The organism is Companilactobacillus bobalius, assembly GCF_002179915.1.
Classification (GTDB): domain Bacteria; phylum Bacillota; class Bacilli; order Lactobacillales; family Lactobacillaceae; genus Companilactobacillus; species Companilactobacillus bobalius.
Genome location: NZ_MYFM01000004.1, coordinates 210,417 through 223,955, shown reverse-complemented (window position 1 = coordinate 223,955; position 13,539 = coordinate 210,417). Strand labels below are relative to the sequence as shown.

Sequence of the window (13,539 nt, the reverse complement as noted above, 5' to 3'; positions counted from 1 at the left end):
GCAGTCAATTTAACCAAACGTTTTGGTAAACAATTGGTTTTTCAAAATTTAAATTTTCAAATCAATGATGGTGACTTTATCAGTTTGATTGGACCAAATGGTTCTGGTAAAACTACTTTAGTCAAAATGATTATGGGTTTGGAAAAGAAGTCTAGTGGTGACCTAATCGTTGATCACAAGCAAACTATCGGTTATGTACCACAATTTAGAAATATTGATATCGATTATCCTTTGAATATCGAACAATTCGTCCGCTTGAATCTCAAATTCACTTTGAGTCCCAAAAAGCGTCAATCAGATAATCAATTGATTGAAAGAATTCTTGAAAAAACGGGACTAACAGCTTTGAAAGATCGACCCTTAGGATTAGCTTCAGGAGGGGAAAAACAAAAAGCCTATTTGGCTCAAGCACTCTTGAATGATCCTAAAGTACTGATTCTGGATGAGTCGACTGCTAGTTTGGATGTTGAAGTTAAGATGCAACTGATGGATCTAGTGGCTGAATTGAATCAAAATGAAAAACTGACGGTCATTTTCATTACACATGATTATGAATTAACTAAAAAATATACACATCGAGCACTCTTTTTCAGAGATCATGAATTACAAGAAGTTGATGTTAAAGATGTTTCAGAAGATATGTTTGAGATGGGAGGCTAAGCATGTTTGAATATGAATTTATGAGAGAAGCTTTTATTGCTAGTACTTTCATCGCCATCACTGCTGGATTAGTTGGTGTATTCGTTGTTTCTAGAAATATGTCTTTTCTTTCTCATACATTATCCGAAATTGGCTTTGCCGGAGCTTCTTTTGGAATTTTAGTTGGGATATCGCCTTTAGCAGGGATGATTATCTTTACATTGATCAGTTCAGTGGCAGTCGGTAGTTTGAGTAGTGAATCATCTAGACGAGAAGCGTCGATCAGTGCAATATCGTCGTTGTTCATTGGTTTAGGAATTTTGTTCTTGTCGCTGTCCTCAGAGTCGAGTAGTTATGCTACTAACATCTTGTTTGGTAGTATCGTCGGCATCAGTTCTAAAGAGGTTAATCAATTAATGATTCTGGCGTTATTCGTCATATTTGTCTTCATTATTTTCTATAAACCACTATCATTTGATTCATTCGACCATATTGGCGCTCGTGCTGCCGGTTTGAAAACAAGATTACTATCAGTTGCTTTCTTAGTAACTTTGGCTCTGAGCGTCAGTATTGGAGCTCAAATCGTTGGTTCACTATTAGTCTTTGTATTATTGACCTTGCCAGGAGCGACGGCCAAGTATTTAGTACATTCGGTGCCAAAATTGATTATGGTTTCAGTTGGATTGTCGTTAGCCGGAGTTTGGCTAGGTTTATACTTAGCTTTTGTAACAAATTGGCCAGTAACTTTCTTTATTTCAGCTTTTGAAGTAATTGCTTACTTCTTAGGATTAAGCTATAAAAATTGGAAATTAAACCATTAAGGATCTGAATAAATGTTAAAAGAACTATGGAATAAATATAAAGATATGATTCCTTATGCTTTCTTTGGAGTCTTGACAACTTTAGTTAATATTATTACTTTCGATGTTTTATGGCACTTCTTGGGATGGAATTATCAGTTTGCCAATGTATTAGCATACTGGCTTTCTGTATTGTTTGCCTATGTAACAAATAAACTATGGGTCTTTAATTCTCATACGGCAACTTGGAAAGACTTTTTTAAGGAAATGTTCTCATTTTTCCTTTTCAGAGCAGCTTCGTGGGTAATTGATCAAAGTATTATGACTATTGGTGTTTCCCTATTGCATGGCAATGCGCTAATCGTCAAAATTTTAGATAATGTAGTTGTTATCATTTTAAATTACGTATTTAGCAAATTTATTATTTTCAGAAAAAGAAATGGATAACAAAAAAAGGATTGAAAACGAGTTGGTTTTCAATCCTTTTTTTACTGTCTTTTCTAGTAAAAATTATTCTTGTAATTCGCGGATAGCTAAGGCGAAATCACCTAATGTAGCTGAACCGTTGTTCTTAATTACAGGCATTGTAATGTATTTCTTCAAATCTGGTACTTCAACGTAATCGTTTAGTAAGTCTTTGAATTGAGCACGAACTTTATCTAGGAATAGTTCGCTAACAACACCACCGCCGAAGACAATCTTGTCAGGTCTAAGGATAAGTGTAGCTTGAAGAGCTGCTTGAGCAACGTAGTAAGCCATAATATCCCAAACATGATTTGTCAAAGGAACATCTTGTCCTTTGATACCTAAACGAGCTTCAAATGTAGGACCAGCAACTAATCCTTCTAGACAGTCACCATGGAATGGACAAACACCCTTGAAATCTAGATCGTCAGGATGACGTTTTACAAGTGTGTGACCCATTTCAGGATGTCCGATACCACCAACAAATTTACCCTTATCAATGGCACCGGCACCGACACCAGTACCAACAGTGTAGTAAACTAATGAATCAATTTTTTCATTAGATAGAGTAGACATGACATATTCACCATAAGCTGAACCGTTAACGTCAGTTGTCCAGAACATTGGAATGTCAAAAGCTTCTTTCATTTTACCAACGAAGTCAGTATCTTTCCAACCTGGCTTAGGTGTAGATGTGATATAGCCATATTTTGGTGAGTTCTTACGTTGTTCGATAGGACCGAATGATGCAATTCCTAAAGCTTCAATATCAAATTGTTTAAAATAATCGATTGCTTTTTGTAATGTTTCTTCCGGTGTAGTCGTTGGAAAATGAACACTATCCTTAATACGGTAATCTTCGTCACCAACAGCACAAACGAATTTTGTTCCACCTGCTTCAATACTTCCTACTAACACAATAATCTCTCCTCAATCTTAGTAATCGTTTTCAATACTAATAAGATACTATTATTTGTTTTCAACGTCAAATTGATTTATGAAAGAATGAAAAAATATTTTTAAATAATTTGAAAATTATGAATATAAAATGATTAGAAATATTTTCTAAATCAAAAAACCTCATAACATTTAAACTGATATGAGGTATTTTTGATTAGTTAATAGATTGTATGTGATGAGTCTTCTTTGAAATCATTGAAAGCCTTGATAGTCGTATCTCTGTCGTGTTGTTCAAGATTCAAAACTTTTTTATCCTTCAAACCATCGGATAGGAATTTGTAAATGAAATCGTCTCTGAAGCCAATGTCCTTAGCATCTTCAGCAGTATTTCCGTAATAACAAGTTTTGATATTAGACCAAATAATAGCACCTAAACACATTGGGCAGGGGTAGGCATTGGTATATAATTCACAGCCGGACAAATCGTGTGTTCCCAATTTTTCGCAAGCTTTTCTGATGGTTGTGATTTCGCCATGTGCTGAAGGATCGTGATTTGCTAAAACATGATTACGACCTTGTGCAATAATTTCTCCGTCTTTAACAATAACGGTACCAAAGGGTCCACCAATCTGTGTTCCCACATTCTTTTGAGCCTCTTGAGCGGCCAAATCCATAAATTTTTTGTCATATGCCATAAGTAGTATCTCCTGGTTAACAATATTTTGATACTTGATTAGTATACTTCTATTTATATTTTCATAGAAATAATGATACAAAATGGCATATTCCTAATTATCAAAAATGTAAAAATATTTTTGTCTGTCTTGAATAATATAATAAAGCGCTACCATTTATAATAAATCATAATTATTATTCTTAATTTAGATAGGTGGAGGATATGAAAACCAATAGAATACAGCAAATGATATTATGTTTACTCTTATTTCTAGTGGCTATATTTGGCGTGTCTTCAATTCAAAATGTGCAGGCTGCGGAAATAGATGACGGGATAGATAACTGGTATGCGCCGTCTAGTCAGACAACTCAAGTAGGTTTGTTACCGATGGGGGATAATTTGGATTTGGGTTATACTTTTGGATTGGCCCAGGGATATAATTCTAATTCCAGTGAATTACCGTATTTTTTGAATGGTGGCGATGACTCAATCATTAAGGATTCAATTGCGAGTGGTAATTCGGTTCAATATTCTAAGATGGATGTCTTTTTGAAAAAAGGTGATAAATACGTTAATGCCCTTTTCCAAAATCGTGCAGGGAGCAGTATTGAGACGAATCGTAGTCTGGCTTCATCGTTGTCACCAGATTTTATGATTGTACCGTCTGATTCAACGACGACTAAAGTTACAGCGATGGAATATTCGGTTTTGCCATCACAATTTTCGGGGACGGATCCAACTAATCGGATGTCGAACAAAAAGTATTATATTGGAACCGACCAGAATGGAAATGCTGCTTATAAAATTGTTGGCGATTTGAAACGTAATAGTAAGACCTATGGAGTGTTCGATTTAAAAGTTGAATTATTGATGCGCGCCGATCCTAACAATGGAGCTGTTGTTCAAAGAGAAATGTATGTTTATAATCCTAGTTCGACGACACAGAAGTTCACAACCATGTTCGCTGAAGATACCGCTTTAGGACTAATGGGAAAAACTGATCAGTCATATATTTATGATATGGGTGAAAGTCGTGGATTGATTATAACTTCTAGAGCTGATTCCTCAGATAGATATACTCTTCTAATTACTAATAAAGTTAAGGATGGATTTGACCAGTATACGGGAGTCGCTAGAGATTTATTAACTAATCCGACTAATTGGTTGGATGGTTTCAAGAACAGCAAGAATCAAAGTAGTATTGATGGTTCAGGAGCTGAGAAAGACAATAATGCTTACGGAACTTCACTTTTCAAAACTAGTGATGGTTCGCCGAGAGTCGTTGATACAGCGTATGCACTGAAATGGAATCCTACTACTTTGGAACCGGGACAGACAGCTCACTTTGTTTCAACCATGGGAGCAATGCCGCAATCTTCTGCTTCACCATCCGTTTCAAAAACTTATACTAATAAAACTAATTCTACAGGTAAAAATGAAGTTGGAGATCGTTTGAAGTTTACGTTGAAAGTAACTAATGATGGTTATGGATCAGAGTGGTCTTACGATAAATTGATTGATGAGATTCCTGAAGGTTTGCAAATAGATACTTCAACAATAAAAAAATCCAACGATGGAACCAACTTTACCGCAGTTCCAGCCAGTAGTTATGATGATACAAATCGAATTTTAACTGTTATGCCAGGTTATTCTCTAAAGGATAACGATGCTGCAACGATAACTTTTGAAGCTGTTGTTGAAAGTGGTGCTGGTACAACAATTAAAAATACAGCACAATTCTTTGGAACTGATCAAAAAGTATCTGGAGCAACACAGAAAAAATATTTAGCTTCAATCGACGTACCAATTGAGAAATTAGCTTTCAATTATAACTTTACACGCCAAGTTAAAAATGAAACTAATAAAGAAACATATTATGCGGATCAAACAACTGCTAAAGTGGGAGATGTCATCAGTTATAAGACAAAATTTGAAGTGGCAAGTGATAGTTCTCATCCACTAACTAGTGCTACCAATATGATTAGTACTTTACCAAGCAGTTTGGGTACACCTTATGATATTACCGTTACAGGAGCTGATGGAAACAGTTATCCGCAAGGTGGTACCAATACCGGAGTTGTTAGAGAAGTAAAAGCTGGCGAGTCAGTTATTGTCGAGAATAAGGCCAAAGTTACTTCGGCAGCAGTTGGTAAGATAACGACTAACGCTACTTTGAAAGGTGGAGTCGTAGCCAATAAAGATTTGGATGATCTAATTTCTAATAACGCTGAAGTTTCAATTGAAAATGTTGACGGTATTACGTCAGTTCCACAAATGATTGACTTTGGAACGCATAACTTTGCAGGTTCTAGTTTGGAAGCAAATAATGTTAAGACTGACGGTGAGCTGATCGTTAATCATCCGACAGATAATCCGTTCATGATTTCCGTATCCTACGATAATACTGATCCAGACTTACGGATGAAGAATAGTGATGGTGACACTTTAAGCAACGATTTGGGAAATATTTTATTCTTCCGTCAACGCCAAACAAGCGTCACTGATTCCGGAACGTGGCAACCAATTTTGGCAAACGGAACAAGAATTCAGTCAGAGAGCTTCTCAGGCGGACAAGATAATTTAGATTTATCAGAGTATATCGGAGCCGGTTCTTGGAAAATAAAGATGGATAGCAATACTAAGTCAGGTAACTATAACGGAACCATAACGTGGCAAATGGTAGACTCAGCTTAGAAAAATAAAAAAGGAAAACCATTAGCGGTTTTCCTTTTTTAATCTGAATTAGTAAATCTTAGTATCACGAATATCTTTAAGAATATTGAGTGAACCATCTTTGTAACTGAGGAAACCATAAACTAAGATACCGAGGATTCCACAAATAGCAATAACGATAATTGCTCCAACTTTAGTTGCGTCAGAGATTACGTGAACAATTAATAAGTTAGCAACTACTACTACTACTAACATGATTACACCGTCAATAAGGATACGAATTAATTTCTTACCTAATTCCCTATCAACGATTTCAAATTGCTTGTTGATCAGTCTAAATGCGAAGTGACTCATAATTACAAAAGCAATAGTTGTTGCAACAACTGGTCCGTAAACACCTAAAGCCAGAGTTAATGGTAATTGAAGCACAATCTTTAGTACATAAGCGATTGCTAGATAAATCATTGATTTCTTCATATGATGAGTAACTTGAAGAATGTTTTCCAAAATCATAAATAGACAGTAGAAGAAGGCTTCAAAACATGAAACTATCAGAACTTTTGAACCGAGGATACTTTGATCGTAGAAGACAAAAGCGGTCCAGAGTTGACGACTGATAGCCATGACTCCGAAAGTAGCTGGAAGAATGATGAAGACCGTGAATTGCACAATTTTACGCATGAAGTTTTGAATATATTCGTTGGAAACCTTCTTGCTGACCATAGCTGACAGAGCTGGAATAACGGAAGCAGATACGGAAATGGCAAGGGAAACAAGGACCATAATAATCTTATTAGCCTGGAATCCGAACATCGCATAGAGATTATCAATTGTTTTTTCACTAGCATGAAGAATTAATTGATAGATCCATGTGAAAGTTGTTTGGTCGAATAATTGTAAGACAGTCATGATAGTATCGACTAGCAAAAATGGAATCGCCGAACGCAACATCGAACCAAAATTGATATCAATAGTTTCATCGGTAGGTAAATCATCTTTTGTTTTGATATCATCAATTGTTACTGAACGTCTGACTTTGACACGAATCCAAAGTAAGAAGATATAAGCCAATGTGGCACCGATAAATGAAGCAAGTGTTGATTGGTTAACAGCTGAGATATAGTTACCTTTTTGTAAAATCATAATTGTGTATGTGGCATAAAGCATATAAGCAACACGGGCAATTTGTTCGATAACTTGTGAAAAGGCTGAATAGGAAATAAAGGCATAACCTTGAATATAACCTCTCAAAATACCTAGAGCTGGAATAATTAGCATTGCAACACTCAAATATTTAATCGGCGTTACAACACGCATATCGCCAGCCGCTAAAACGATGGCAACATATTTTGCACCGAAGAACATAATTGCAGCACAACCAATACCAACTAAGGTCATATAGAAACTGTACTTCTTGAAGAGTTTCTCACTTTGATCAAAGCGTCCCAAGGCATTGTGAGCAGCAACTTCTTTAGAAATAGCTGAAGGAATACCTGCTGTAGCGATAATCAAAAAGAGATTGTAAATATTATAAACTTTTCCGTACATGGCATTAGCCGCGTTAACAGCTAACGGACCGATCCAAATATTCCAGGGAATAATATAAACAACCGCTAGAATACGAGAAATAATTCCACTAATGGAAATCCACAGGGAACTTTTTAGTAATGAATCTTTTTTCATTTTTTTATCCATTCTTTATAAAATTACTTATATTATAGAAGCTTTTGGTTAACGGTAAAAGAAGAGTACGAAAATCAAAGCTATTAGAGCGGGTAATCCTTGTAGAAAAATAATTTTTCTAGTGGCTGTCATAGCACCGTAAATTGCTACGATGATGACATAAAGCATCAATAAGATCATGATAATTTTCAAAGTTGTACCAGTGAAGAAAAGAATCATTGCGAGAATTAAGATACCTAAGGCACCGTTATAAATGCCTTGATTAGCTAGAGCAGTTTTGGCATGTTCATTTTTAACGAAGTCTAGAGGCATATCGAAAGCCTTAGCTTGTTGTTCTGGTTTAGCAAACATTTCTAGACCAGCAATACCAATATGTTCTAAGGCCACTAGTGCAACTAAAAATAAAGTTAAGATTTGCATTTTAATCTTCTTTCTATATTAAAAAGTATAAGTATTATATTAGCCTGTTTTAAAAAATCATACAATGGAAACAAAAAAGAAGAATCAAAAGCTTATGATTCTTCTTTAGTATTCATCATAGCAAATTTTTCAGTAAATTTACCTTTTTGATTGATTTTAGCGTGTCTAAGACTATCCATTTCTTCATAAGTAATTGAAGCATCATCAAGAATTGCGCGAATAACTTCTTCCAGGTCCCCTAATTCTTCGACTAAGTTAGCGCGAGTGGTAGCGGCTTTCACTTCAGTAGCTTCTTCAACTACTTTCTCACGTAAAGAGAGGCGGTAATCGTCGTTTGAAAGTACTTCAAATTTAGAATCGTCATTGATAATAGTGGGTATTTTGTCCCGAACCAATTTTCTCATATTGTAAGTTCCCCCTAAAACGTTGTGTAAAAGAATCTTACCACACAAAAAGTCCAGAAGCTGAGAATTTGATAACAATAATATCATCATGATATTATTTAATTAAAATAAATATAAAAGTGTTGATTATTATGAGTATTTCAAGTGTAGAGATAACAGAAATATGTGGTGCCTTGTTGTTACTAGTAATGATAATTATAATTATTTTGCTAGTTCTAAATGACCTAATTCGTAAAAGAATGGAGTTTGCTTGTAAGGATGTCTTAGCTAATCGTCAAAAGATTGATGATATCGCTTTGGACGAGAAAACTTCTTCCTATTTGAAGAGAAATAATAATCACGAGCTACATCGACTTAATGAATATATTTCTAAACAGAACGACGTTATACAATATAAATTGTATTTAAAGAAACGTCGATTCGATTTTTATTTAAAAAAACAAAATTTATGGAATTATAAAGTTATAGCAATAAAAATGTATGAATGAGGCTGTCGTTATGACGATGGCCTCTTTTTATTGATTGACTATCACCGAAAAATCGGATAACATGTTTATAAATTTTACCTATATTTAGGTAAAACAAATAATTAGGAGGAAGATCATGTCGGCATGGGATACAAAATTTGATAAAAAAGGATTCACTTTTGATGATGTTTTATTAATACCAGCAGAGAGTCATGTTTTACCAAATGAAGTAGATTTATCAGTTCAACTAGCTAAGAATATTAAGTTAAATACACCAATTTTGAGTGCAAGTATGGATACAGTTACCGAAGCACCAATGGCTATTGCAATGGCCCGTCAAGGTGGTTTGGGTGTCATTCACAAGAATATGAGTTTTGAGCAACAAGCTGATGAAGTATCAAAAGTTAAGCGTTCTGAAAATGGTGTCATCATTGACCCTATTTATTTAACTGCAGATGACAAAGTTAGTGAAGCAGAAAAATTGATGAGTACTTACCGCATAAGTGGTGTTCCCATTGTAACTAATACAACTGATTTGAAATTAGTTGGTATTATTACTAACAGAGATTTACGTTTCATTACTGATTTCTCAGTTAAAATCGGTACGGTAATGACAAGTGAGGAATTAATTACTGCACCACTTGGAACATCTCTAAAAGAAGCAGAACAGATCCTTCAAGAACATAAGATCGAAAAATTACCTTTGATTGATAAGAATGGTCGCCTAGGTGGATTAGTTACAATCAAAGATATTGAAAAAGTAAAAGAATTTCCTAATGCCGCTAAAGATCAATATGGACGTTTGTTAGTAGCCGCTGCTGTTGGTGTTACTAGCGATACTTTCGAACGTGCAAAAGCTTTACTTGATGCCGGTGCTGATGCCATTATTATTGATACAGCTCATGGCCACTCAGCCGGAGTTTTAAGAAAGATTTCTGAAATCAGAGCTAAATTCCCAGAAGCAACTCTAATCGCAGGTAATGTCGCTACTGCTGAAGGTACAAGAGCACTTTACGATGCTGGAGTAGATGTTGTTAAAGTTGGTATTGGACCTGGTTCAATCTGTACAACTAGAATCGTTGCCGGTGTCGGTGTTCCTCAATTAACAGCCGTATATGATGCCGCAAGTGTTGCTCACGAATATGGCAAGACAATCATTGCCGATGGTGGTATCAAGTACTCAGGTGATATCGTTAAAGCTTTAGCAGGTGGTGGTAACGCCGTTATGCTTGGTTCAATGTTGGCGGGTACTGATGAAGCACCTGGCGAATTTGAAATCTATCAAGGTCGTCGTTTCAAGACTTACCGTGGAATGGGTAGTTTAGCTGCCATGTCACATGGTTCATCTGATCGCTACTTCCAAAGTGGTGTTAACGAAGCTAATAAGTTAGTTCCCGAAGGTATTGAAGGTCGTGTCGCAGCTAAAGGTGCTGTTGGCGATGTAATTTATCAATTACTTGGTGGTTTACGTTCAGGTATGGGTTATGTTGGTGCTCATAATTTGAAGGAATTACAAGACGCTCAATTTGTTCAAATCTCAAATGCTGGTTTAAGGGAATCACATCCACATGATGTAACAATTACTAAAGAAGCTCCTAATTATTCAGTTAAATAACAAATAAATTTTCAGATTTGTTTAAAGAATCTGTCTTTCGTAAAGGTAGCAGCAACTATTTAGAATAAAACGTATGTATTTATGTTTCTAAATAGTTGCTGTTTTTATTTACCGTAAAAAATGTTATCTGGTGCTCAAGAAACTGAACAAACGATTTACAATAATTACAGGATATATTTTGTATCAGGGGGAAAATATGAATAATCAGGGACAACAACCAAGTACGAGACAAGCTAGATCCCAAAATATGAAGTTTGGAAGATATTCGTATTTTGACGGGGGACTTTTTGAATTGATCTTGCTGAGTTTGGGCGGATTCATTATGACAGTTTTTACGATTGGAATTCTTTATCCTTGGGCGCTTTGTTTGGTCTATGGATGGAAAATTAATCATACCGTAATTGAAGGCCACCGAATGCACTTTAATGGAACTGGTTTAGAACTATTTGGTAATTGGATTAAGTGGTTCTTATTGTCGATCATTACAATTGGTATCTATTCATTTTGGGTTAATATCAAATTGGAAGATTGGAAAGCTAAACATACGACTTTTGTAAATTAATTTATCGTTATAACGATAAATAAGACTAGTGCAGCAGCTATTAAAAGTGGCCGTTACACTAGTCTTTTTTATTGTTTTTTAATAATGAAAGTATGTCCTTTAAGATAATAACAAGTCAGCCAATGTTGCTGGCTCAATTTTTCCTAGGTTGGCTGTTAAATCAACCTTTTCAAAAGCAGAGATTAAAGCCTCTTTAGTAAATTCGGTTCCTAAAAGGGCTTTTTCAATCAAAGTAATATCACCACCGGTAATGAAATCACCATAAATTTTGATGTTGGAAATTTTGTTATCTTTCAAAGAGAAATTGAAGGCAACAGTACCGATGTCATAATGCTTAGAAACATAATTAGTGAAACCGGGATTCTTACCATAATTCCAAGCGTCAGTGTCATATTTATTTTCTAGACGAGAATCGATAATGTCCCAATCATGGTCGTTCAAAGTATAAGTTTCAATATCGGAAAGTTTATCGACATGGTAGATTCGTTTCAACAATTCCTCTCTGAATTGATTGGCATTCATACTTCTGAAAGGTTCATCCAGATAAGGTTTGATATTGGTAATACGTTTATTAACAGACTTAACACCTTTAGATTCAAGCTTGTCTTGTTCAGGAGTTAGAACTTTACTGGCAGTATCCATGTCCAAATCGAACATCAGAGTACCACCGGCGGCGTAAGAATCACCGACTTTGAACATTGTCATACCAGAGAATTTCTTACCATCGACAACGATATCGTTACGACCTCGCATTTCGACACCAGTAGCGCCCATGTCATGCAAAGCGTCGATGATTGGTTGGGCAAAATAAGCATAGTCTCCAAAATGTTCGTCGTCACCAATAATGATATTTTCGAAAATTAGATTTCCATAATCGTGATAAACAGCACCACCACCAGAAGTTCTACGGACTAGTTGAATTTTATTTTTTTCAAGGTAAGGGAAGTTAACTTCGGCATAAGCATTTTGATGAACACCCACGATGACCGAAGGATTATTGATATAGAGGATCAAACCATGGCCTGGTAGACGAAGATCATTCACTAGGTAATTGTCCAAAGATTGATTAACTATGGCATTATAAACTGGTTTTCCATTTTTAGATGTATCGATAAAGAACATATACTTCACTCCTTCTTAATTGATTAGTTTTATTGTAAGCCCTTTCGAAGAATGAAGAAATAAAATTTCACAAAAAAAGCCTGCCAAATTAATGACAAGCTAGAAGTTATTTAATTAGAACCATAATGATAGGCACAACGATCAAACTCAATAGAGTCGTTTCAGTAACCATGATGGCAGCATAATTAGAATCGGCGTGGTAAAGCTTTGCTACAACGGGGGCATTGGTCATAACGGGCATAGCTGCTTGAACAATGAAGACCTGTCTCATCAAAGGCGTGGCAGGAATAAATAGGAAGAGAGCAGCCATTAATAATGGAGCACACAAGAATCTTCCAAAGAGAATTGCCAAATTGTCTTTGTGAAATGAAATATTCTTCAAACCGGCGTTATAGATAGAAATACCAATGAAAATCATCGATAGAGGAATAGTCAAATTACCCAGATATTCAAAGTCTGACATTAAGAACTTAGGCAATTGAATATGAAGCATGACTAAAATCAATCCGATGATGAATCCCATCAATGGTGGTGAAAAAATCTTTTTAAGAGTTGTCTTCAATTTGAATTTACCTTTGATTTCTCCATCCATTTGGATCAAATAAGTACCAAGTGTCCAGAAAAAAGTTGTGTTAGCCATGTAATAGACTAAAACGTAAGGCAAACTTTTTTCACCGAATAGCGCCATATTGACAGGTAAACCGACGAAGACGGTATTAGAATTGAAAAACATTGATGAAAATAACCCCTTATGTTTAGGATCAATTTTCAAAACTTTGATTAAAATTATAGAAACAAAGATCAAAATGGTCATCGACAAAACTGGAATGGCTAAGTCGGGTAAGAGTTTGATCAATTTTTCAGCAGTAAAGTCTTTAGTAATGGTTGAAATCATATAGGTAGGTAAAGCAACTTGTGTAACTAATTTTGCAATTAGCTGTGTTGAATTTTCTGAAAACCAGCCTAAATGGGTTAAACCATAACCAACGGCAATAAGGCCTATGATTATTAGAATTCCTTGAATACTTGAGAAGAAAACGCCCATAAAAAACACCCTTCAATAGTAAATATAACTTCTATGGTACTCTTTTTTGCAAAGAGTGGTGAAATTGA

13 protein-coding genes are annotated in these 13,539 nt (G+C 35.4%); 6 read left to right on the top strand and 7 right to left on the bottom strand.

The genetic code is table 11. The features are described 5' to 3' along the window. Positions 1–33: 33 nt before the first annotated feature. From LKACC16343_RS07680 to LKACC16343_RS07670, 3 genes are read left to right on the top strand one after another with little or no spacing between them, the layout of a single operon-like run. A complete protein-coding gene (locus LKACC16343_RS07680; protein WP_234032601.1) occupies positions 34–660 on the top strand; it encodes an ATP-binding cassette domain-containing protein in 627 nt (208 codons plus the stop codon). A 2-nt stretch (positions 661–662) separates the two neighbouring features. Next, positions 663–1,460 (top strand): metal ABC transporter permease, encoded by a 798-nt coding sequence (locus LKACC16343_RS07675; RefSeq protein WP_054642695.1) that lies wholly within the window; start codon positions 663–665, stop codon positions 1,458–1,460. 12 nt (positions 1,461–1,472) lie between these two features. Continuing rightward, complete coding sequence (locus tag LKACC16343_RS07670) at positions 1,473–1,886, top strand: GtrA family protein (RefSeq protein ID WP_056955037.1); 414 nt, start codon at positions 1,473–1,475, stop codon at positions 1,884–1,886. A 63-nt stretch (positions 1,887–1,949) separates the two neighbouring features. Here LKACC16343_RS07670 and scrK read toward each other — a convergent pair whose 3' ends face one another. Together scrK and LKACC16343_RS07660 are read right to left on the bottom strand one after the other, a co-directional pair. After that, positions 1,950–2,822, bottom strand: a complete 873-nt coding sequence (scrK, locus tag LKACC16343_RS07665; protein ID WP_056955035.1) for a fructokinase ScrK — start codon at positions 2,820–2,822, stop codon at positions 1,950–1,952. A 200-nt stretch (positions 2,823–3,022) separates the two neighbouring features. Continuing rightward, positions 3,023–3,499, bottom strand: coding sequence for a nucleoside deaminase (locus LKACC16343_RS07660; RefSeq protein WP_056955033.1), 477 nt, complete (start codon positions 3,497–3,499; stop codon positions 3,023–3,025). A 203-nt stretch (positions 3,500–3,702) separates the two neighbouring features. Here LKACC16343_RS07660 and LKACC16343_RS07655 point away from each other — a divergent pair, with 203 nt between their 5' ends. After that, positions 3,703–6,174, top strand: coding sequence for an isopeptide-forming domain-containing fimbrial protein (locus LKACC16343_RS07655; RefSeq protein ID WP_082604613.1), 2,472 nt, complete (start codon positions 3,703–3,705; stop codon positions 6,172–6,174). Between the two features lie 48 nt (positions 6,175–6,222). Here LKACC16343_RS07655 and LKACC16343_RS07650 read toward each other — a convergent pair whose 3' ends face one another. The 3 genes from LKACC16343_RS07650 to LKACC16343_RS07640 all read right to left on the bottom strand — a co-directional run bounded on the left by LKACC16343_RS07650 (position 6,223) and on the right by LKACC16343_RS07640 (position 8,660). Further along, positions 6,223–7,836, bottom strand: coding sequence for a polysaccharide biosynthesis protein (locus tag LKACC16343_RS07650; protein ID WP_056955030.1), 1,614 nt, complete (start codon positions 7,834–7,836; stop codon positions 6,223–6,225). Between the two features lie 48 nt (positions 7,837–7,884). Next, complete coding sequence (locus tag LKACC16343_RS07645) at positions 7,885–8,256, bottom strand: DUF1304 domain-containing protein (protein ID WP_056955028.1); 372 nt, start codon at positions 8,254–8,256, stop codon at positions 7,885–7,887. Positions 8,257–8,348: 92 nt separating this feature from the next. After that, entirely contained in the window at positions 8,349–8,660 is a 312-nt protein-coding gene (locus LKACC16343_RS07640; protein WP_056955026.1) for a nucleoside triphosphate pyrophosphohydrolase, read from the bottom strand. 603 nt (positions 8,661–9,263) lie between these two features. Between LKACC16343_RS07640 and guaB the strand changes: the two genes are divergently transcribed. Together guaB and LKACC16343_RS07625 are read left to right on the top strand one after the other, a co-directional pair. Then, complete coding sequence (gene guaB, locus LKACC16343_RS07630; protein WP_056955023.1) at positions 9,264–10,742, top strand: IMP dehydrogenase; 1,479 nt, start codon at positions 9,264–9,266, stop codon at positions 10,740–10,742. A gap of 247 nt (positions 10,743–10,989) precedes the next feature. Next, the gene (locus LKACC16343_RS07625) at positions 10,990–11,304 is read left to right on the top strand and encodes a DUF898 family protein (RefSeq protein WP_056955200.1); all 315 of its coding nucleotides are present in this window, start codon (positions 10,990–10,992) and stop codon (positions 11,302–11,304) included. Between the two features lie 99 nt (positions 11,305–11,403). On the opposite strand, the gene LKACC16343_RS07620 is transcribed toward LKACC16343_RS07625, so the two are convergent. Continuing rightward, positions 11,404–12,426: a lipoate--protein ligase gene (locus LKACC16343_RS07620; RefSeq protein WP_056955021.1), complete on the bottom strand. Its 1,023-nt coding sequence runs from the start codon at positions 12,424–12,426 to the stop codon at positions 11,404–11,406. A 106-nt stretch (positions 12,427–12,532) separates the two neighbouring features. Beyond that, positions 12,533–13,471 (bottom strand): AEC family transporter, encoded by a 939-nt coding sequence (locus LKACC16343_RS07615; protein ID WP_054642681.1) that lies wholly within the window; start codon positions 13,469–13,471, stop codon positions 12,533–12,535. Positions 13,472–13,539: the final 68 nt, after the last annotated feature.

Coding starts and splice junctions, on each gene's coding strand:
- LKACC16343_RS07645 (WP_056955028.1), bottom strand. CDS start 8,256: ATGCAAATCTTAACTTTATTTTTAGTTGCACTAGTGGCCTTAGAACAT.
- LKACC16343_RS07615 (WP_054642681.1), bottom strand. CDS start 13,471: ATGGGCGTTTTCTTCTCAAGTATTCAAGGAATTCTAATAATCATAGGC.
- LKACC16343_RS07640 (WP_056955026.1), bottom strand. CDS start 8,660: ATGAGAAAATTGGTTCGGGACAAAATACCCACTATTATCAATGACGAT.
- guaB (WP_056955023.1), top strand. CDS start 9,264: ATGTCGGCATGGGATACAAAATTTGATAAAAAAGGATTCACTTTTGAT.
- LKACC16343_RS07675 (WP_054642695.1), top strand. CDS start 663: ATGTTTGAATATGAATTTATGAGAGAAGCTTTTATTGCTAGTACTTTC.
- LKACC16343_RS07660 (WP_056955033.1), bottom strand. CDS start 3,499: ATGGCATATGACAAAAAATTTATGGATTTGGCCGCTCAAGAGGCTCAA.
- LKACC16343_RS07620 (WP_056955021.1), bottom strand. CDS start 12,426: ATGTTCTTTATCGATACATCTAAAAATGGAAAACCAGTTTATAATGCC.
- LKACC16343_RS07650 (WP_056955030.1), bottom strand. CDS start 7,836: ATGAAAAAAGATTCATTACTAAAAAGTTCCCTGTGGATTTCCATTAGT.
- LKACC16343_RS07655 (WP_082604613.1), top strand. CDS start 3,703: ATGAAAACCAATAGAATACAGCAAATGATATTATGTTTACTCTTATTT.
- LKACC16343_RS07625 (WP_056955200.1), top strand. CDS start 10,990: ATGAAGTTTGGAAGATATTCGTATTTTGACGGGGGACTTTTTGAATTG.
- LKACC16343_RS07670 (WP_056955037.1), top strand. CDS start 1,473: ATGTTAAAAGAACTATGGAATAAATATAAAGATATGATTCCTTATGCT.